Raw genomic sequence first — 17,612 nt, 5'->3', positions numbered from 1 at the left:
CTTCCGCTTCGCGGAAACCGGGATGACACTCTCGGGCGCCGGTGTGTTCCTGTTCGTGTCGTTCGTGAGGTTCGTGGTCGATCTTGTTTTGCCTGCCCAGCCCGCCTCAATACCCGCCGATGATCGGCAGCACCTCGCCGGTGATGAAGCTCGAACTCTGCGCCGAGGCCAGGAACACATAGGCCGGTGCGATCTCCTCCGGCTGGGCGGGACGGCCCATGGGGGTCTGGGCGCCGAACTTGCTGGTCTTCTCCTCGTCCTTGTCGGCCGGATTCAGCGGCGTCCAGACCGGGCCGGGCGCGACGGCGTTCACCCGGATGCCCCTGTCGATCAGGTGGCCGGCCAGGGCGCGGGTGAAGGCGTGGATGCCGCCCTTGGTCATCGAATAGTCCAGCAGGTCCTTGCTGCCGTCGATGCCGGTGATCGAGCCGGTGTTGACGATCACCCCGCCCGGCTGCATCACCGCCACGGCCGCCTTGGCCATGTAGAAATAGCCGTACAGGTTGGTCTTGATCGTCAGGTCGAAGTGCTCGTCGGTGAGATCCAGAAAGTCTCCCACATGCTCCTGATAGGCGGCGTTGTTCACCAGGATGTCGAGCTTGCCCAACTCCGCCACGGCCTTCTCCACCGCCTGTCTGGCGAAGCCCGGCGCCGCGACGTCGCCGGGGATCAGGATGGCGCGCCGGCCCTCGGCCTCGACGGCGAAGCGGGTGGTGTTGGCGTCCGCCTCCTCGGTCAGATAGGCGATGGCGATATCGGCCCCCTCGCGGGCGAACAGGATCGCCACCGCGCGGCCGATGCCTGAGTCCGCCCCGGTGATCAGGGCGACCTTGCCCTCCAGCTTGCCCGAGCCCTTCCAGAACGGGGCGTCGTACATGGGCTGCGGATCGAGCGCCGCCTCACTGCCGGGCTTGTCCTGGTGCTGCTTGGGGAAGGGCGGGACCGGATAGGCCCGCGCGCCGGCCTGCATGGCCTTGGGCGCCTTGGGCGTCTTGGGCGCAAAGGACGTCTCCTCGGCCGCCTCCACCTGATCCTGGATCTCGCGACCCCGCTCAGCGGCGGCCTCGGCTTGGGATTCGGGGGTCTCGGACATCGGATGCTCCTGCGCGGGGGTGTGCGCAGACAAGCGGCGGGGACGGGATGTTGTTCCTCGACCTATTCCCTCCCCCGCTGCGCAGGGGAGGAAGAGCCGGTCCGCTAAGCGGCCTTCTGAAGCTCCTGCTTCACGCGCTCGGCCAGGGTCTTGATGTCGATGGGCTTGGGCAGGAAGGAGACATTGGTCTCCCCCTCCAGCAGGTTGGAGAACTCGGCCTCGGCATAGCCGGAGATGAACATCACCGGGGCGCCGGCCAGGTAGATCCGGGCCTGTTTCAACAGGTCGGGGCCCTGCATGCCGGGCATGACCACATCGGAGATCATCAGGTCGATGGTGCCGGCATGTTCCTCGGCCAGCTCCAGGGCTTCTTCGCCGGACGCCGCCTCGATCACCTCGTAGCCACGAGCCCGCAGCAGCTTGGCGGCGACGCCACGCACCGCGTCCTCGTCCTCGACGAACAGGATGCGGCCGGCGCCGGACAGATCGCGCGCGGCCGGGCGGGTCGCCTTCTGGACCAGGGGTTTGTCAACGATGGCAGGGGCGGCGTGCACCGGCAGGAAGATGCGGAAGGCCGCACCCTCGCCCGGCTTGGAGTCGACGCTGATCCAGCCGTCGGACTGCTTGACGATGCCATAGACGGTGGCCAGGCCCAGGCCCGTCCCCTCGCCCACCGGCTTGGTGGTGAAGAAGGGGTCGAAGATCTTGTCGACCACGTCGGACGCGATGCCGGGGCCGTCGTCGGACACCTCGATCAGGGCCTGTTCGCCCTGGGCCGAGGGATAGCCGAGCGCATGGGCCTCGGCCTCGGTGACCCGGGCGGTGCGGATGGTGACGCGGGAACCGCCGTTCATGCGGGTGGCGTCGCGGGCGTTGACCGCCAGGTTCATCACCGCGGTCTCGAGCTGGCCGCGGTCGGCCCGCACGTGGGGCAGGTTGCGGCCGTACTCGGTCTCCAGCTTGACGTCTTCCTGCAGCACGCGGCGCAGCAGCACCTCGAACTCGCTGATCAGTTCTCCGAGGTCGAGGATCTCGCGCTGCACGGTCTGCTTGCGCGAGAAGGCCAGCAGCTTGCGCACAAGGTCGGCGGCCCGCGTGGAGGTGGAGCGGATCTCGCTCAGGCCCTCATACGAAGGGTCCCCCACCGGGTGGCGCGTCGACAGCACGTCCAGCTGCATGAAGATGGCGGTGAGCAGGTTGTTGAAGTCGTGGGCCACGCCGCCGGCCAGCTGGCCGATGGCCTGCATCTTCTGGCTCTGGGCCAGCTGCAGTTCGATCTGCTTCTGCTCCGACACGTCCACCAGATAGGCGACCCAGCGGCCGTCGCTCTTGGACAGGTAGAGGTGGGCGATCTTGGTGGGGTCCTTGGCCAGGCGCACTTCCAGCGCCCCACCGCCCCCGGTCCCGTCCTTCAGCCGCTGCGAGGCGTCGGCCCGGCTGGCGGTCTCGATCAGGTCGCCGAAGGTCGAGCCGACGCCGCCATAGCCGGGGGCGGCGGCGAGCGTCGGGTTAGCCTCGACGATGGTGGACTCAAACGGGTCCTCCCCCTCCAGCAAGGCCGCGCCGAAGGGCGAGGCCGCGGCGAAGGCGTCCAGCACCTTTGGAGGCGGCGGCATCGCATTGGAAAATGCGGTCAGAACGTCCATGGCCGCGGACGGCAGGGACAGAGGCTCGGCCGGCCCGGCGTTCAGGCGCACCAGGAAACGGCGGGCGCCCAGGGGCGAGATGGTGGCGTTGTGCTCGGTCCCGTTGGTGCGGATCGAGGCCTGGGAGGTGTCGCCCCGGCGCGCGGCGGTAAGCGCGGCGAACAGGCTGGCGGCGGACGGCCCGCCCTTGGGCAGGCGCTGCGCCATGCCCAGCACGGACCTCCACGCGCCGTTGGCGGCGTGGATGCGGCCGTCAGCGGCGGCGATGGCGGCGGGTTCTGAGAGCGCCTCGATCAGCTTGTCGGCGCCGGGCTCGCTCTCGGCGGCGGCTTCCACCGAGCCGCGCAGGGCGAAGAGACCCAGGCAGGCGACGCCGGCCAGGCCGATCAGCAGCATGAGGCCAGCCAGGGTCGCAGGCCCCGCATTGATGGCCGGGGCGGCCGCGAAGGCGACAGCCATGAGGAAGAACACCACCGCCGCGGCGGTCAGCGGATCAAACCGGCGTTTTGCGGTCGGCTCAGCCATGGGGTTTTCCAGGCGGGCGCCCTGAACGGGTTGGCCCGGCGAATCGGTGTTCAGCATACATGAAGCCTTGAGATTACGCGGCTTTACGGTGGATGGGCGCCCCGGCCGACATCATCCGGGCACCCGCACACGGGTGGGGGCCATCTTGGGCTTCGGCTGCGGCGCCTCGGCCCGCTTCTCGTTCTGCATGATGAAGCCGATGATCTTGGCGACGGCCTCATAGTGGTTTTGCGGAATGAACTCCTCGATCTCCACCGAGGCGTAGAGGGAGCGCGCCAGGGGCGGATCGACGATGACCGGCACGCCGGCCTCCTCGGCCACCTTGCGGATGCGCAGGGCGATGGCGTCCATGCCCTTGGCCACGCACTGGGGGGCGCCCTGGCCGCCGGCCTCGTACTTCAGGGCCACGGCGTAGTGGGTCGGGTTCATGACCACGACGGTGGCGCCGGGCACGTTCTGCATCATCCGCTGGCGGGCGCGCACCATCCGCAGCTGCTTCTGCTTGCCCTTGATGTGGGGGTCGCCCTCGGTCTGCTTGTACTCCTCCTTCAGGTCTTCCTTGCTCATCCGCTGGCGCTTCATGAAGCGCTGCTTCTGCCAGAACCAGTCCAGGCCCGCGATCAGCAGCAGGAAGCCGGCGATGGAGAAGGCCAGGGCGCGGATCAGCCTGGCCGCGAACGGCAGGATGGCGTTGGGGTCCATGGCCGAGAGCTGTGTGAACTCGGCCATGTGCGGCTTGACCACCAGATAGCCGATCCAGCCCACCAGCCCGATCTTCACCAGGGATTTGGCGAACTGCATCAGGGCGTCCACCCCGAACATCCGCTTCAGCCCCGCCATCGGCGAGATCTTCTTGTAGTCGAACTTGAACACCTTGCTGGGGGTGAACATCAGCCCGGTCTGGACCAGGTTGCCGGCCGCCCCAGCCAGGGCCGCGGCGAACATCACCCCCAGGATCAGCGGCGCCCCGGCCTTCATCACGTAGTACAGCACCTCCTGGCTGCCGCCGCCCGAGACGCTGATGGAGTCCGGGTGGGCGATGAAGGGCATCATGGCCAGGGCCAGGTCGCGGCACATCGCGCCGCCCGCGAAGGCGATCACGCTGGCGGCCGCGGCGAAGGAGGCCAGCAATGGCAGGTCCGGCGTCTTGGGGACGTCGCCCTGCTCCCTCGCCTTGCTGAGCTTACCAGCTGTGGCTTCTTCTGTTTTTGACTCGGGATCGCTGTCGTCCGCCATCTCAGCCGCCGAAGACCATGAGAAGATCGCGGTAACGGCTCAGCCAGACGGTGCCGATGACACCGAGGCTGAGCGCCAGGATCGAGAGGCCAAAGATCACCATCAGCGGTGAGGCCACGAAGAAGACCTGGAACTGCGGCATGACCCGGCCCACCAGGCCGATCGCCACGTTGAAGACCAGGGAGAAGACCAGCAGGGGCGCCGAGAGCTGAACTCCGAGCTTGAAGCAGTCGGCCACCGTCTGCACGGCCAGGGTCGCGGAATCGGCCACCGGCAGGTCGCGGCTGAAGGGGAACAGGGTGTAGGACTTCACGATGGCGCCGAGGAACAGGTGGTGCAGCCCCGTCGACATGATCAGGGTCAGGCCGATCAGCCCCAGGAAGGTGCTGAGGGTGGAGGAGCCCGGCGCGATGCCCGGCGCCGCGGTCTGGGCGAAGGACAGGGTCGTCTGGATGGAGATGATCTCGCCGGCGGTGGACAGCGCCATCAGGAAGATCCTCAGGATCGTTCCGATCATCAGCCCGATGATCACCTCCTTCAGCAGGCCGCCCACCATGGTCCCCATGGCGGCCGGGACGGGCGGCAGGTTGGGGGCCACCACCGGCAGCAGCATCAGGGTCATGAGGAAGGCGAAGGACAGTCGGATCCGTGGCGGCACCGTGGAATCCCCGACCCCCGGCATCAGCATGAGCAGGGCCGACAGCCGCGCGAAGACCAGTCCTCCGACATAGACCTGCTGAGCTGTGGCGTAGGACTCCACCCGCCTTACATCGCCGAGATGCGGGCGGCGATCTGGCGCATGAAGTTGTTCATCAGGGCGCCCATCAGAGGCAGGAAGAGCAGCAGGGAGATGAAGATCGCGACGATCTTGGGGGCATAGACCAGGGTGGCCTCCTGGATCTGGGTCAGGGCCTGCATCAGGCCGATGGCCACCCCCACCACCAGGCCGACGATCAGCACCGGCGCGCACAGTTGCAGCGTCAGCCAGATAGCGTCCCGACCGACGTCCAGAACCTCGGAGCCGTTCATGAAGGGCCTCGCGAAACAGGGGAGAATAACTGTCCCCATCTCGCGCAGACATGGTTAACGAAGGGCTACCGGCCCCAAGGACTTAGCCAAACGACTAATTGCTTATGAGCCCTGGGAACCACTGCAGGCGGCGCCCAAACCTCACTTCGAAAGCCCCCTCGCCGCCTCCGCGGGACTGGCCTTGTCGGTGTCGCGGTCGACGCTGTAGTTGGCGCCCTGCATGGCCGAGACCGGGATCGAACCCACCAGGGGCTTCAGCGCGGCGAGCAGGCGCGGGTCGTCGGCCCGCTGGGGCGAGACCAGGATCACCGCGTCATAGGGCGGCAGGGCCCCCTTGGGATCGGTGAGCACCACCAGCTTGTCGGCGGCGATCCGGCCGTCCGAGGAGAAGGCCGAGATCACGTCGGCCTCACCCCCGGAGAGCGCCCGGTACATGAAAGTAGGCTGGAAGGACCTCTGGGCCTTGAAACGGAAGCCGTAGGCGGCGTCGACGGCCTTCCATTCCGGCCGCGACAGGAACTCGATATCGGTCCCCAGGGTCAGCTTGGGGGCCTCGCGGGCCAGGTCGGCCAGACTGACGATACCCAGCGCCTTGGCCCGGTCGGCCTTCATGGCGAAGGCGTAGGCGTTCTCGAATCCCAGGGAGCCCAGGACGGTGACCCCGTCCCGCTTCTCGAGCTCGGTGGTCAGGCCGTCCAGCACCGCCTGGCGGCCCGGATTGTCCTGGCGGTTCAGGACATTGGTCCACAGCGTGCCCGTATAGTCGACATAGACGTCCAGCTCACCGGCCGCCAAGGCGCGGTAGGCCACCGCGGAGCCCAGGTCTTCCTTGCGGCTGACCGTGGCGCCGGCCCGTTCCAGGCGGTCGGCCATCAGTTCGGCCAGGATGTACTGCTCGGAGAAGTTCTTGGCGCCCACCACGTAGCTGGCCGGCTTGCCGAAGGTGGCCAAAGGCAGGATGGCGATCACGATCCCCACCAGCAGGCCCACCGCGCCGCCGATCATCAGCCGTCGGTCGCGCCTCGCAGCGCCCGTTTCGATCAGCCCCAGCAGCTGGTCGGCGGTCATCGCCAGGACCGCCGAGGCCGCGCAGCCGAACAGGACGCTGACCCAGTTCTCGGTCTGCAGGCCGGCGAAGATGTAGTTGCCCAGGCTGGTCTGGCCCACCGGGGTCGAGAGGGTCGCCGCCCCGATGGTCCAGACGGCGGCGGTGCGCACGCCGGCCATGATCACCGGCATGGCGAGCGGCAGCTCCACCTGGAACAGCTTCTGGCAGGCGGTCATTCCCACCCCGTCGGCGGCTTCCCGCACCGCCGGGTCGACACCAAGGATGCCCGTGGTGGCCGTGCGCAGGATCGGCAGCATCGAATAGAGGGTCAGCGCCAGCAGGGAGGGCAGGAAGCCCAGGGCCGAGAACCCGTGCCCGGTCAGCGACAGGCTCAGGGCCGAGACCACCAGCAGCAGCGGATAGAACAGGGCCAGCAGGGCCAGGCTTGGAATGGTCTGGATCAGGCCGGCGAAGGCCAGGACCGGCCAGCGCAGGCGTGGGCTGCGGCTGGCGGCCACCGCCAGCGGCAGGCTGATGATCAGGCCCAGCGCCAGGGCCGAGGCGCTCAGCAGCACGTGCCAGGCCAGGTATTCGGGCAGCAGGTCGAAGGCGGCGGCCAGGTTCGGGTTCACGAGGCGCTCTCCGACAGGCGGGCGGCCAGCCGCTCGGCCTGGCGTCGCGGCGCGTCCATCAAGGCGCGGACATCGGGGTCGACACTGGAGGCGCTGAGCCCGCCGGGCGTCCCGTCGGCGACGATCACACCGGCCTTCAGCACCACGATCCGGTCGGCCAGCAGCACCGCCTCGCTCATGTCGTGGGTGACCATCACCGTGGTCAGGCCAAGTTGGTCATGCAGGGCGCGGTAGTCGGTTCCCAATTGGTCGCGGGTCACCGGGTCCAGGGCGCCGAAGGGTTCGTCCATCAGCATCACCTTCGGCTCGGCCGCCAGGGCGCGGGCCACGCCCACCCTCTGACGCTGACCGCCCGACAGCGCCGCCGGCAGGCGCCCGCCCATCTCTCGCGGCAGGTCGACGAGGCCCAGCAGTTCCTCGACCCGGGCGGCCGTCCGCGCGGCGTCCCAGCCCAGCAGCTTGGGGGTGATGGCGATGTTCTCGGCCACGGTCAGGTGCGGGAAGAGCCCGATCTCCTGGAAGACGTAGCCGATGCGGCGGCGCAGGACGTGGACCGGAACCGCCCCCGCATCCTCGCCCAGCACGCGCACCGCGCCGGCGTCCGGGGCCGCCAGGCGGTTGATGGTCTTGAGCAGGGTGGTCTTGCCCGACCCCGATGGCCCCACCAGGGCCACGAACTCGCCAGGCGCAATGGAGAGGCTGACGCCGGCCAGGGCGGCATGGGCGGCGTAACGTTTCTCGATGGCCGAGAGTTCGATGGCGGTCTGTGGCATCCTCAGACCATAGAGCGCTTTCCGGCGAAGTGGACTCCGGTTCGCGGCCCGAAAGCGCGACAAAGCAAAAGCCCCGGCGCGGCGCGCGCCCGGGCAAGTGACCTCAGATCGGCATGCGCATGATTTCCTGATAGGCGCTGATCACTTGGTCGCGGACGGCCATCACCGTCTCCAGGCTGGCCTCCGCCGCTGAGATCGAGGTGACCACGTCGATCAGTTCGGCCTTGCCCGCCACATTGGCCTTGATCTGGTTTTCGGCATGCTTGGAGGCCTGCATGGCGTCGGTCATGGCCGACTTCACCAGGGACCCGAAATCGAGGCCGCCCTCGGCGGCGGCGCCGGTTGGCTTGGCGGCCCCCACCCCTTGAGTGGAGGCGTAGGCCTTGGCGGCGGCGAGCGCGGTCATCATGGCCTAGGATCCTATCGCTTCAGCAGATCAAGGGTGCGCGTTTCCATGGCGCGCGCCGTCTCGATCACGTTGAGGTTGGCCTCGTAGGCCCGCTGGGCCTCCTTCATATCCAGCGCCTCGACCAGGGTGTTGACGTTGGGGGTCTTCACATAGCCCTTGGCGTCGGCCGACGGATGGCCGGGTTCGTACTCGGTCTTGAAGTCACTCATGTCAGGGTCGACGCGGCTCATCCGCACCCCCATGCCGCCGTCGATCTTGACCGCGGTGAAGACCGGGGCCTGCCGCCGATAGGGGTCGCCGCCGGCGACTTTCGAGGTGGACCCGGCGTTGGCCATGTTCTCGGCGATGATCCGCATCCGCCCCTGCTGGGCGCGAAGGGCGGTGGTGGCGATCGCCTGGGCGACACCGCTGACCGGTTTGATCTCGGGCATCTATTTCGCCTCTATTTCCCGGGAGCCCGCGCGGCCATCCGCAACAGGTTGAGGGATTTCTGGTAGAAGCCGATCGCCGCCTCGTAGCTCATGCGGGCGTCGGACATCTTCATCATCTCCTCCTCCAGAACGACGGAGTTGCCATCGAGCGTGGTCTCGGAGTCCTTGACGACCCTGGATTTGAAGTCGCCGCCGTTGCGCTGGCTGGGCGGCAGCATGTGGCCCACCTGGGTCACGGAAACCCTGCTGGCCCCATTGCTGGCGGCCTTCATCTGCGCGGCGAAGTCGTAGGGCTTCAGGTCCTTGGGCGAGAAGCCCGGGGTGTCGGAGTTGGCGACGTTCTGGGCGATCAGCTTCTGGCGGTCGGACAGGTAACCCATCCGGCCGCGCAGCATCGAGAACAGGGGGATGTCGCCGATATCCATGGGAAACATGGTGAATAAATAGGGTTAATCGCTCCTTAAGACCCTTGCGGCACTTCTGGCCCTGACCGGCGCTTTCGGCCGGCCGCCTCCTCACCGTCTCATCGCGATGGACTTCGCTATCTTCGCCCGGGCCGTATTCGCCCTGGCCATCACACTGGGACTCGTGGGCCTGGCCGCCGTGGCCCTGCGCCGCTTCGGACCCGAGGCCCTGGCGCGCTTCAGCGCCGCCACGGGCCGCAAGGAACGCCGCCTCGCGGTCGTGGAAAGCCTGGTGCTCGATCCTTCCCGGCGACTGGTTCTGGTCTCCTGCGACGGCGAGGAGCGTCTGTTGCTGCTGGGCGAGGGCCAGGTCCTCCCGCCCGTGAAGAAGGGCCGCGCCTGATGGCCGGAAGGTTCAAGTCCCTCATCCAGCTGCGCGCCGAAGACTGGCGCCGGGCCTTCCTGCTGGCCGCGCTCATCACCCTGGGCAGCCTGATCCTGCCGGCCACGGCCCTGGCCCAGGCGGTGAACATCAACCTGGGCACCGGGGCGGGACTGACCGAGCGGGTCGTCCAGCTGATGGGCCTGCTCACGGTCCTGTCGCTGGCGCCCTCGATCGTCATCATGACCACCTCCTTCGTGCGGATCGTGGTGGTCCTGTCGCTGTTGCGCACGGCGCTCGGCTTGCAGCAGAGCCCGCCCAACGCGGTGATCATCAGCCTGGCCATCTTCCTGTCGGCCATCGTCATGGGCCCGACCCTGCAGAAGTCCTACGACGAGGGGATCAAGCCCCTGCTGGAACAGCAGATCGAGCTGCCGCAGGCCTTCGACTCCGCCAGCGAGCCGCTGAAGACCTTCATGCTGTCTCAGGTGGACCGCGAGGACCTCTCGCTCTTCGTGCGGCTGTCCAAGATCGAGCGGCCCCGGACCATGCAGGAAATCCCGATCCGGGTGGTGACCCCGGCCTTCATGATCTCGGAACTCAAGCGCGCCTTCGAGATCGGCTTCCTGCTGTTCATCCCCTTCCTGGTGATCGACCTGGTGGTGGCCAGCGTGCTGATGAGCATGGGTATGATGATGCTGCCGCCGGTGGTGGTGTCCCTGCCCTTCAAGCTGATCTTCTTCGTCCTGGTGGACGGCTGGCGGCTGGTGGCGGGCAGCCTTGTGGAAAGCTTCCAGCGCGGAGCCGGCGGGGGCTGATCAGCCCTTGCTCGGCGGGGCCGCGGCCTGGGCCGTCCTGGCCGGGGTCGGGGTGGCGGCGGTGCGCAGGCCGACGGGGGCGGGCCTGTCGCGGAACCGCACCTTCATCTTGGCGACCCAGCCCGCGAAGGCCTCGTTGTCGGCGGTGATGCGGCCGAAATCGGCGACGCTGAGCCGGCCATCCTGAACACCCGACAGCGCCACGCGCAGGGCGTCCGGATTGCGGGCCTGGTCGGTGAAGCCCTGGTAGCGTTCACGCAGACGCGACAGCGCCCCGTCGTCGCCGGCCAGGCTGTAGGCGACGCCGGCGCGGAGCAGCTTGCCCTCCTCCTCGGCGGCCAGCGGGCCCGGATACTTCCAGCGGTCGGCCAGCGACTTTTCGAACAGGACGCCGGCGCCCGCCCAATCCTTCTTCTTCCACACCACCTCGGCCCGCAGGTCGGAGCCTTCGCGGGAGGTGTCGCGCTCCATGACCTCCAGGGCCGCATCGAGGCGACCGAGGGCCATCAGGGCGCGGGCCTCCACCAGGCGACGCTCGACGTTGAGGGCGGTGGGCAGGATGGTGGTGCGTGAGCTGTTGATGGCCATCAGCGCCTGCTCGGGCTTGCGGTCCATCAGGTAGATCAGGGCCAGGTCCGTCGCCACCTGGGCCCGGGGCACGCCGTCGAGACGATTGTCGGCCTGGTACTTCAGGAGATCGGCGGCCTGGTCCAGCAGGTCGACATCCACCAGCCGGCGGACCAGCTTGCGGACCATCTGGTCGCCGTCGGCGCCCAGGGGGGTGAGTTCCTTGAAGTCGTAGAACAGGGCCAGCGCCTGGATCGGCTCCAGCCCGTCGGCGGTCCCGCTGAGGAACAGGGCGCGGAAGGCGCCGGCCAGGTCGTTCTGCAGCTGCAGGGCTTCCGGCAGGTCGGGCAGCCTTTGCCCCGCCGACCGCAACGCTTCCAGCGCCTCGCGGTAACGACCCTGGTTCAGATAGAGCTGGCCCAGCGCACGGATCGTCTCCAGCTCGGTGGAGTCGCCGCGCCAGCGGTAGCGCAGGCCGTCGAAGACGTTGGCGGCCTGGACCGGCGTGATCTTGCCCGAGGCCAGCCGGATCTGGGTGGCGCGCAGCAGGGCGGGCGCCGACAGCGACTCCACCGGGGCGCTGGTGACGGCGGCATAGATGCGCAGCGCCCGCTCCGGGTGCCCCTGGGCTTCCACCACGCGGGCCTGGACCAGGCGTGTGGCCAGTTCCTCCAGCGGCGCGGTCTTGTCCATCAGGGCCAGCTTGATGCGGGCGTCGGCGCCATCGATGTCCCCGAGCGCGAGGGCCGCCTGGGCGTCGCCGCGGGCGAAGCGGGCCTTCCAGGCCGGGGAGAACTGGTCGAAGGCCTCGGCGCCGGCGGCGAACTGACTACGGGCCTCCGGCCACTGGGCCAGTTGGGAGGCGACGTAGGAACGCCACAGGGCCGCCGAGGGGTCGTCAGCCAGGATCGGCGCGGAGAAGTCTGCCTCCGCCTCCTTGTAGCGCCGCGCCATCACACGGGCGATGCCGCGCAGGCCGCGGAACTCCGGGTCGTCCAGCAATTCCTGGTGGGTGCGCGCCGTGTCGTTGAGCACCCCGATGGCTTCGAAGGAGAGCTCCGAGCCCACCAGGAAGCGGGCCAGCGCCATGCGGGCGGCCACGGGCGCGTCCCGGCCCTTGCTGGCCTCATCCATGGAGGCGTTCAGCAGGGCGTTGTAGCGGACCAGGAAGCCGCCCTTGCCGGTCTTCGGCCAGTTGGCGTAGTCGATCAGGGCCGGCATCCCGGCCGGCTGCGGAGCCCCGAGATCGGCCTCGGCCCGTTCGACGCCCGCCGAGATCGGCGACAGGGTCAGGCCAGTCGGCCGGCCGATCTGCACCAGATCGCCCTCGTGGCTGAGGTTCAGATCGTCAACATAGGACTCCAGCGCCATGCCCTGGGCCGACGGCAGCACGGCCATCTGAACATATTCACGGCGGCTGGGCACGCCCTTGGCGGGACCGAGCGCGGTGACTACCGACAGGGTGTCACCCACGATGGGGTCGCCCACCTTCAGAGTTCGGGTCGTGCCGGAGACCACAGCCTTGAGGGCCGCTGGTCCGCCGACATCATCGCGGACGATACGGACCTGGCTGCTCTGGCTCTGGGCGCCGGGGCCGATGGCCACGGTCCAGACCGCCCCCTGGGCCGAGGCGAAGAAGGGGGTGCCCTTTGGCGCGGCGATGCGGACGGCGGAATAGTCAGAGCCCTTGAAGCTCTGCACCTTGGAAAACTGGCGAAGGCCCCGAGGGGCCCTGGAGACGTCGAGATCGGCGGGCGCGTCGAACACAACCCATATGGCGTCACCCCTTCGGAACACCGCCGCCCCGTTCGGATTGGCCCAGGGGAAGGTCAGCATGACCTGTCCGTTGACCAGCTTGGCGTCCATCGCCACCACGCCGCTGGCCGGGACGGGATTGGGGCGCGGCGGCTCTGGCGCGACGATCGGGACCGAGGTCGCCGCGAGTTCGGGCTCGGGCGGCGGGGGCCGTTCGAACAGGTTGATATAGGTGGCGCCGTCGGCGTTCCCGACCTTGGCCTCGGCGTTCTCGGTCAGGGTCAGGACCAGTTCCAGCCCGCCGCCGGAGTGGCGGGCCTCGGCGGTCTTCAGCCACTTGGGGGGATCGACCCGCAGTCGCGAGATATCGGGATTGGCGTCCCGGTTGAACTTCAGGGTCAGGACCTGGCCGTCGCGTCTGGTGACGGCGCGCGCGCCGCCCGCCCAGTGCAGCTCGATGCGCGAGAAGTCCTTGGCCTGGGCCACGTGCACGTCCAGCGGGCCGCGAGCCGCGACCTGCGCCGGCGCGGCCACGCCGGTGGGCGCGATCACGCCGGCGATGCAGATCGCCGCGACGCTGGAGTGAAGGGCCCGGCGCAGGCTCAATGGACTAGCCGGCCTTCGGCGGAGCCGCCGCCGCGGGGGTGGCGGGTTGCGCGGTCGGAGCGGCGGCGGCCGGGGCCGCGGCCGCCTGCTGCACCGGCGCGGCCTTCGGCGCGGGTTTGCGGGCGGCGACCTTTTTCGGCGCGGCCTTGCGCGGCGCCGCCTTGGGGGCCGGAGCCGGTTCGGCGGTGGGGTCGATGGAGGCCTGCTTCGGCGCCGCGACGTTCGCCGCGGCGTTGGAGGCCGCGCCCTCGGCGTTGGCCGCGACCCTGCGGGCGTCGGCGAAGCGACGTGACAGGCTCTCGGTCAGGCGCTTGGCCTCGGCCGGCGGCATGGCGGCGATGATGGCCGAGAGCGAGCGCTCCTTCATCTTGCCGGCGATGGGCAGGCGCACGGAGTCGTCCAGCAGGACCATGCGGGGCGCGGCGTCCTTGGCCTTCATGCCCTCGAACACCTTCACCAGGCGGTCCACCTCGCCCTGCTCCTTGCCGTCGGCCTGGTTCAGCAGGGTCTGCATGTCGCCCTTGAGGCCGGTGAGGGTCTTGACCTTGGCGTCGAGCTTGGCCTCGGCAGCGGCCAGCAGGGCCAGTTGCACGTCGAGGTCCTGCTCGCGCTGATCCAGTTGGCCCCGGCGCGAACCCAGGCTCTGCAGGATCTGCAACTCGGCGGGCGACAAGCCCGCCTCCTTGGCCAGTTCGGCGGCGGTGGGGGCGCAGACGGCCGGAGGCGCCTTGGGCGCCAGCGACAGGGAAGAGGCGTCAAGGGCCGAGCCGACAGCCGCGCCCTCGGCGCCCACCGTGGCGGCCGGCGCCTTGCCGGCGTCAGCGCCGTCCTTGCCGTTCAGGGGCTTGGCGGCTTCCTCGGCGAAGGCCTTGGCGCCGGAGAACATGTCGGGCAGCGACTTGGCGCCGGCCATGGCGTTGACCGCCAGGACCCCGGCGGCGGCGATGCCCACCAGGGGCAGGATACGGGGGATATTCTTCATCGGCGGGCTCCAGCGACAGCCACGCGATCGGTGGGGCCGTCAAACAGGTCGTCTTCAAAACGGGGACGCTGGCGCGTGGGGGCGATATCGGAACGGACGAACCGCTCGGGCTCGGGCCGGGCGCGGGACTCACGCGCCGCCGACAGCAGGGCGCCCAGGCGATGGGTGACGCGCTCGACGTCCTCCTCATCCACCTCGACGGCCTCGCGGCGGAAGGGGATCGGCGCGCCGCGATCGGCCCGAGCCATGCGCTCGGCCCGGTCCATGCGGTCGGGGCGGTCGGCGCGGTCGGTGCGCTCGAGGCGGTCGGGATGGGTCGGGGCGGCGGCGGCGGGCGCGCCCTGCAGTTGGCGGTCCAGCTTGGCGGTCAGGGCGCGCGCCTTCTCGATGCGGTCTGCCAGGGCGTCGGTGGCTTCGTCGGTGGCGGCCCGCAGGTCGGCCAGGCCCTGCTCGGCGCGGGCGGCGGCGATGTCCAGTTCCGCCACGGCTCTGGCGAAGCCGTCGTGGCTGTCGCGCAGATGCTTCAGCCGGATATTGAGCCGGAAGCCCATCATCAGGGCGGCGGCCAGCAGGCCGGCCAGCATCAGGTTCATCCCAAGGGCGATCAGGCTCATTTCAAACTCTGCACGGCGCGCCGGGCGTGGGGCGTCAGGGGCGCTTCCACACGGATGGCGATGTGATGATTGCGGCGGCCCATACGGCCCCGGGTGAGTGGGATGGTTCCGGCCCGCAGCTCGATGAGGCTGTCGGGGGTGGCGTTGAGCATGATGGTCTGGCCGACCTCGAGGTTGAGGACCTCTTTCAGGCTGATCTGCTGTTCGTCCAGGACGGCGCGAACCTCCATCTGGGTGGTCCAGAGCTCGGTGGCCAAGTGGCCTTCCCAGATGTTGTCGCGGCCGAACTTCTCACCCATGAACTGCTGCAGCAGCATCTTCCGGATGGGCTCGAGGGTGGCGTAGGGCAACAGCAGCTCGATGCGGCCGCCGCGGTCCTCCATGTCCACCCGCAGCTTGACCAGGATCGCGGCGTTCGGAGGCCGGGCGATGGCGGCGAAGCGCGGATTGGTCTCCAGGCGGTCCAGGGTGAAGGTGACCGGGGTCAGCGGCTCGAAGGCCAGCTTGGCGTCGGCCAGCACCACCTCGACCATCCGCTGCACCAGCACGCGTTCGATGGTGGTGTAGGGACGGCCCTCGATGCGCATGGCCGCAGTGCCGCGCCGTCCGCCCAGCAGCACGTCGACGATGGAATAGATCAGGTTGGAGTCGACGGTCAGCAGACCGTAGTTCTCCAGCTCCTCGGCCTTGAACACCGACAGGATGGCCGGCAGGGGGATCGAGTTCAGATAGTCGCCGAACCGGATCGAGGAGATGTTGTCGAGGCTGACCTCGACGTTGTCGGAGGTGAAATTGCGCAGGGAGGTCGTCATGTACCGCACCAGGCGGTCGAAGACGATTTCCAGCATCGGCAGGCGTTCGTACGAAACGAGCGCGGAGTTGATGATGGCGCGAATGCCCGAGCGCTCGGCCGCCTCCTCGTCGGAGAGATCGAAGCCCAGCAGGCTGTCGATCTCATCCTGATTGAGGATGCGCTCAGAGCCGATCATGCTGTCGGCGGATTGCTCCGCATCAGCCCAATCTTCGCCCTCGGCGGCGTTCTGGTTTTCGAGTTCTTCGTCCATGGGGATACGCCGACCAGGGATAGGCCCTAGTTGATCAACATCTCCTCAATGAGGACGGCATTTACTTTTGAAGGCGCGATAACCAGGTTCACCCGCCGCAGGATCTCCATCCGCAGCTGGTAGGACCCCTGGCTGCCCTGCAGGTCTTCCGGACGCAGCTCGCGCAGGAAGGTCTGGAACATGTCCTGCAGCCTGGGCATGTTGGGTTCCAGCAGGTCGACCGTGTCCTGGTCGGGAACCTCGAGGGTGAGCTTCAGCTTCAGGAAGGTGGCGCGGCCGTCGGCCGTCTGCATGTTCACCACGACATTGGGCATGGTGTAGAACAGGACGCCGTCTGGACCTTCAGCGATCGTGCCGATGGTCTTTTCTTCCTTGCCCTTCTCGCCCTTCTTTTCCTTTTTCTTCTCCTTGCCGTGGTCGTCGGCCTTGCCGTGCGCCTCATCGGGCTTGGGCTTGAGGAAGATCATCGCCGCGGTCCCGCCGCCGCCCAGCACCAGCACCGCGGCCACGGCGCCGATGATGATCATCTTCATCGGCAGCTTCTTCTTGCCAGAAGCGCCTTCGCCTTCCTCGCCCTCGACGGCTTCGCCGGCCGGGGCTTCCTTGACCTTGTCCTTGGCCACGCGCGCGGCTCCTTAGAATCTATCGCCTCTGTGTGGGGCCGACATGGTTAAGGACTGGTTTTTTTGGGGGTGGCCGGGGCGGTCCAAGCCTGCCCGGCAAATTCGGCCGAAAAGACTCTGTTAACCTTCTTATTTGTTGATTTTACTGATCTTTCAGACTGGCTCGAAGCTTGCAGTCTTCCCTCCGACGAAAGTGTCGCAGGTTAAAGGTTCGAGCCCGTCGATGGACAACGCTCTCTATGTCGGACTGTCGAGGCAGATGACGCTGCGCCGCGAGCTCGACATCGTGGCCAACAACATCGCCAATGCCGACACCACCGGCTTCAAGGCCGAGAGCCTGATGCTGGAGACCGCGCCGCGGGCCCCGGCCAGGACCTTCGGCGGACCCCAGCCGATCAAGTTCGTGCTGGATTCCGGCGTCGCCCGCGACTTCACCCCCGGCTCCCTGCACAAGACCGACGCCCCCTTCGACCTCGGGATCGAAGGCATGGGCTTCTTCAAGGTCACCACCGCCGACGGCGAACGCTACACCCGCGACGGCCACTTCCGGATGGACGACATCGGCCGGATCACCACCCAGGGCGGCCAGGCCGTGCTGGACGAGGGTGGCGGCGAGGTCACCGTCGATCCCCAGAAGGGGCCGGTCACCATCGCGACGGACGGCACGATCAGCCAGGGCGCCGAGCGCATAGGCAAGGTCGCCGTCGTCCGCTTCGACACCCTCTCGGTCCTCGAGAAGGCCGGGGACAACCTCTATCGCAACACCTCGAACGCCCAGCCGCAGGCCGCCCCGGACGCCCGCGTCCACCAGGGCATGCTGGAGAGCTCCAACGTCAATACCGTCCTCGAGATCACGCGGATGATGGAAGTGACGCGGGCCTACGAGTCGATGGCCAAGATGATGGATTCCAACGCCGACCTGTCCCGCCGCTCGATCGAGCGGATGGGCAAGTCACAGTAAGGATAGTCTAAGAG

At 68.3% G+C, this 17,612-nt stretch carries 18 protein-coding genes; 3 read left to right on the top strand and 15 right to left on the bottom strand.

What is annotated here, in order from left to right; all coding sequences use genetic code 11:
* Positions 1-106: 106 nt before the first annotated feature.
* The 10 genes from OCL97_RS03475 to flgB all read right to left on the bottom strand — a co-directional run bounded on the left by OCL97_RS03475 (position 107) and on the right by flgB (position 9,247).
* The gene (locus tag OCL97_RS03475) at positions 107-1,093 is read right to left on the bottom strand and encodes an SDR family oxidoreductase (RefSeq protein WP_377367631.1); all 987 of its coding nucleotides are present in this window, start codon (positions 1,091-1,093) and stop codon (positions 107-109) included.
* A 104-nt stretch (positions 1,094-1,197) separates the two neighbouring features.
* A complete protein-coding gene (gene cckA / locus OCL97_RS03470; protein ID WP_377367629.1) occupies positions 1,198-3,264 on the bottom strand; it encodes a cell cycle histidine kinase CckA in 2,067 nt (688 codons plus the stop codon).
* A 111-nt stretch (positions 3,265-3,375) separates the two neighbouring features.
* Positions 3,376-4,500, bottom strand: coding sequence for a flagellar biosynthesis protein FlhB (flhB, locus tag OCL97_RS03465; protein WP_377367627.1), 1,125 nt, complete (start codon positions 4,498-4,500; stop codon positions 3,376-3,378).
* Between the two features lies 1 nt (position 4,501).
* The gene (gene fliR / locus OCL97_RS03460) at positions 4,502-5,260 is read right to left on the bottom strand and encodes a flagellar biosynthetic protein FliR (RefSeq protein ID WP_304782061.1); all 759 of its coding nucleotides are present in this window, start codon (positions 5,258-5,260) and stop codon (positions 4,502-4,504) included.
* 5 nt (positions 5,261-5,265) lie between these two features.
* Entirely contained in the window at positions 5,266-5,529 is a 264-nt protein-coding gene (gene fliQ / locus OCL97_RS03455; RefSeq protein WP_377367625.1) for a flagellar biosynthesis protein FliQ, read from the bottom strand.
* 141 nt (positions 5,530-5,670) lie between these two features.
* Complete coding sequence (locus OCL97_RS03450) at positions 5,671-7,209, bottom strand: glycine betaine ABC transporter substrate-binding protein (protein WP_377367623.1); 1,539 nt, start codon at positions 7,207-7,209, stop codon at positions 5,671-5,673.
* Entirely contained in the window at positions 7,206-7,982 is a 777-nt protein-coding gene (locus tag OCL97_RS03445) for an ATP-binding cassette domain-containing protein (protein ID WP_304782053.1), read from the bottom strand. Before OCL97_RS03445 ends, OCL97_RS03450 begins: the two co-directional genes overlap by 4 nt.
* Positions 7,983-8,085: 103 nt before the next feature.
* Positions 8,086-8,391, bottom strand: coding sequence for a flagellar hook-basal body complex protein FliE (locus tag OCL97_RS03440; RefSeq protein WP_304782049.1), 306 nt, complete (start codon positions 8,389-8,391; stop codon positions 8,086-8,088).
* A gap of 11 nt (positions 8,392-8,402) precedes the next feature.
* Complete coding sequence (gene flgC, locus OCL97_RS03435) at positions 8,403-8,822, bottom strand: flagellar basal body rod protein FlgC (RefSeq protein ID WP_377367620.1); 420 nt, start codon at positions 8,820-8,822, stop codon at positions 8,403-8,405.
* 11 nt (positions 8,823-8,833) lie between these two features.
* Positions 8,834-9,247, bottom strand: coding sequence for a flagellar basal body rod protein FlgB (gene flgB, locus OCL97_RS03430; protein WP_377367743.1), 414 nt, complete (start codon positions 9,245-9,247; stop codon positions 8,834-8,836).
* A 106-nt stretch (positions 9,248-9,353) separates the two neighbouring features.
* On the opposite strand from flgB, the gene OCL97_RS03425 reads away from it, so the two are divergent.
* Both OCL97_RS03425 and fliP read left to right on the top strand, forming a co-directional pair.
* Positions 9,354-9,629: a flagellar biosynthetic protein FliO gene (locus OCL97_RS03425; protein ID WP_377367618.1), complete on the top strand. Its 276-nt coding sequence runs from the start codon at positions 9,354-9,356 to the stop codon at positions 9,627-9,629.
* Positions 9,629-10,426: a flagellar type III secretion system pore protein FliP gene (fliP, locus tag OCL97_RS03420; protein ID WP_370690245.1), complete on the top strand. Its 798-nt coding sequence runs from the start codon at positions 9,629-9,631 to the stop codon at positions 10,424-10,426. Before OCL97_RS03425 ends, fliP begins: the two co-directional genes overlap by 1 nt.
* Here fliP and OCL97_RS03415 read toward each other — a convergent pair whose 3' ends face one another.
* The 5 genes from OCL97_RS03415 to OCL97_RS03395 all read right to left on the bottom strand — a co-directional run bounded on the left by OCL97_RS03415 (position 10,427) and on the right by OCL97_RS03395 (position 16,637).
* Positions 10,427-13,354, bottom strand: a complete 2,928-nt coding sequence (locus OCL97_RS03415; RefSeq protein ID WP_377367615.1) for a tetratricopeptide repeat protein — start codon at positions 13,352-13,354, stop codon at positions 10,427-10,429. It lies immediately after the preceding gene.
* Positions 13,355-13,358: 4 nt separating this feature from the next.
* The gene (locus OCL97_RS03410; protein WP_377367613.1) at positions 13,359-14,336 is read right to left on the bottom strand and encodes a MotE family protein; all 978 of its coding nucleotides are present in this window, start codon (positions 14,334-14,336) and stop codon (positions 13,359-13,361) included.
* The gene (locus tag OCL97_RS03405) at positions 14,333-14,950 is read right to left on the bottom strand and encodes a DUF6468 domain-containing protein (RefSeq protein WP_377367611.1); all 618 of its coding nucleotides are present in this window, start codon (positions 14,948-14,950) and stop codon (positions 14,333-14,335) included. The genes OCL97_RS03410 and OCL97_RS03405 overlap by 4 nt, the downstream gene beginning before the upstream one ends.
* Positions 14,947-15,939: a flagellar motor switch protein FliM gene (gene fliM, locus OCL97_RS03400; RefSeq protein WP_370868426.1), complete on the bottom strand. Its 993-nt coding sequence runs from the start codon at positions 15,937-15,939 to the stop codon at positions 14,947-14,949. The genes OCL97_RS03405 and fliM overlap by 4 nt, the downstream gene beginning before the upstream one ends.
* Positions 15,940-16,040: 101 nt before the next feature.
* Positions 16,041-16,637 (bottom strand): flagellar basal body-associated FliL family protein, encoded by a 597-nt coding sequence (locus tag OCL97_RS03395; RefSeq protein WP_377367609.1) that lies wholly within the window; start codon positions 16,635-16,637, stop codon positions 16,041-16,043.
* 223 nt (positions 16,638-16,860) lie between these two features.
* Between OCL97_RS03395 and flgF the strand changes: the two genes are divergently transcribed.
* Positions 16,861-17,598, top strand: a complete 738-nt coding sequence (flgF, locus tag OCL97_RS03390) for a flagellar basal-body rod protein FlgF (protein WP_377367607.1) — start codon at positions 16,861-16,863, stop codon at positions 17,596-17,598.
* The last annotated feature ends 14 nt before the right edge of the window (positions 17,599-17,612 follow it).

Origin of the sequence: Phenylobacterium ferrooxidans (assembly GCF_042714595.1) — a bacterium.
GTDB classification, from domain to species: Bacteria; Pseudomonadota; Alphaproteobacteria; order Caulobacterales; family Caulobacteraceae; genus Phenylobacterium; species Phenylobacterium ferrooxidans.
Note: the sequence above shows the minus strand (reverse complement) of the source record. Positions and strands in the feature narration are given on the sequence as shown.

Bases quoted from the DNA above. Each gene is read 5' to 3' on its own strand.
- OCL97_RS03445 (WP_304782053.1), bottom strand. From the start codon at position 7,982: ATGCCACAGACCGCCATCGAACTCTCGGCCATCGAGAAACGTTACGCC.
- OCL97_RS03410 (WP_377367613.1), bottom strand. From the start codon at position 14,336: ATGAAGAATATCCCCCGTATCCTGCCCCTGGTGGGCATCGCCGCCGCC.
- OCL97_RS03440 (WP_304782049.1), bottom strand. From the start codon at position 8,391: ATGATGACCGCGCTCGCCGCCGCCAAGGCCTACGCCTCCACTCAAGGG.
- OCL97_RS03405 (WP_377367611.1), bottom strand. From the start codon at position 14,950: ATGAGCCTGATCGCCCTTGGGATGAACCTGATGCTGGCCGGCCTGCTG.
- flgC (WP_377367620.1), bottom strand. From the start codon at position 8,822: ATGCCCGAGATCAAACCGGTCAGCGGTGTCGCCCAGGCGATCGCCACC.
- fliP (WP_370690245.1), top strand. From the start codon at position 9,629: ATGGCCGGAAGGTTCAAGTCCCTCATCCAGCTGCGCGCCGAAGACTGG.
- OCL97_RS03425 (WP_377367618.1), top strand. From the start codon at position 9,354: ATGGACTTCGCTATCTTCGCCCGGGCCGTATTCGCCCTGGCCATCACA.
- flhB (WP_377367627.1), bottom strand. From the start codon at position 4,500: ATGGCGGACGACAGCGATCCCGAGTCAAAAACAGAAGAAGCCACAGCT.
- flgB (WP_377367743.1), bottom strand. From the start codon at position 9,247: ATGGATATCGGCGACATCCCCCTGTTCTCGATGCTGCGCGGCCGGATG.
- fliM (WP_370868426.1), bottom strand. From the start codon at position 15,939: ATGATCGGCTCTGAGCGCATCCTCAATCAGGATGAGATCGACAGCCTG.
- fliQ (WP_377367625.1), bottom strand. From the start codon at position 5,529: ATGAACGGCTCCGAGGTTCTGGACGTCGGTCGGGACGCTATCTGGCTG.
- flgF (WP_377367607.1), top strand. From the start codon at position 16,861: ATGGACAACGCTCTCTATGTCGGACTGTCGAGGCAGATGACGCTGCGC.
- OCL97_RS03475 (WP_377367631.1), bottom strand. From the start codon at position 1,093: ATGTCCGAGACCCCCGAATCCCAAGCCGAGGCCGCCGCTGAGCGGGGT.
- cckA (WP_377367629.1), bottom strand. From the start codon at position 3,264: ATGGCTGAGCCGACCGCAAAACGCCGGTTTGATCCGCTGACCGCCGCG.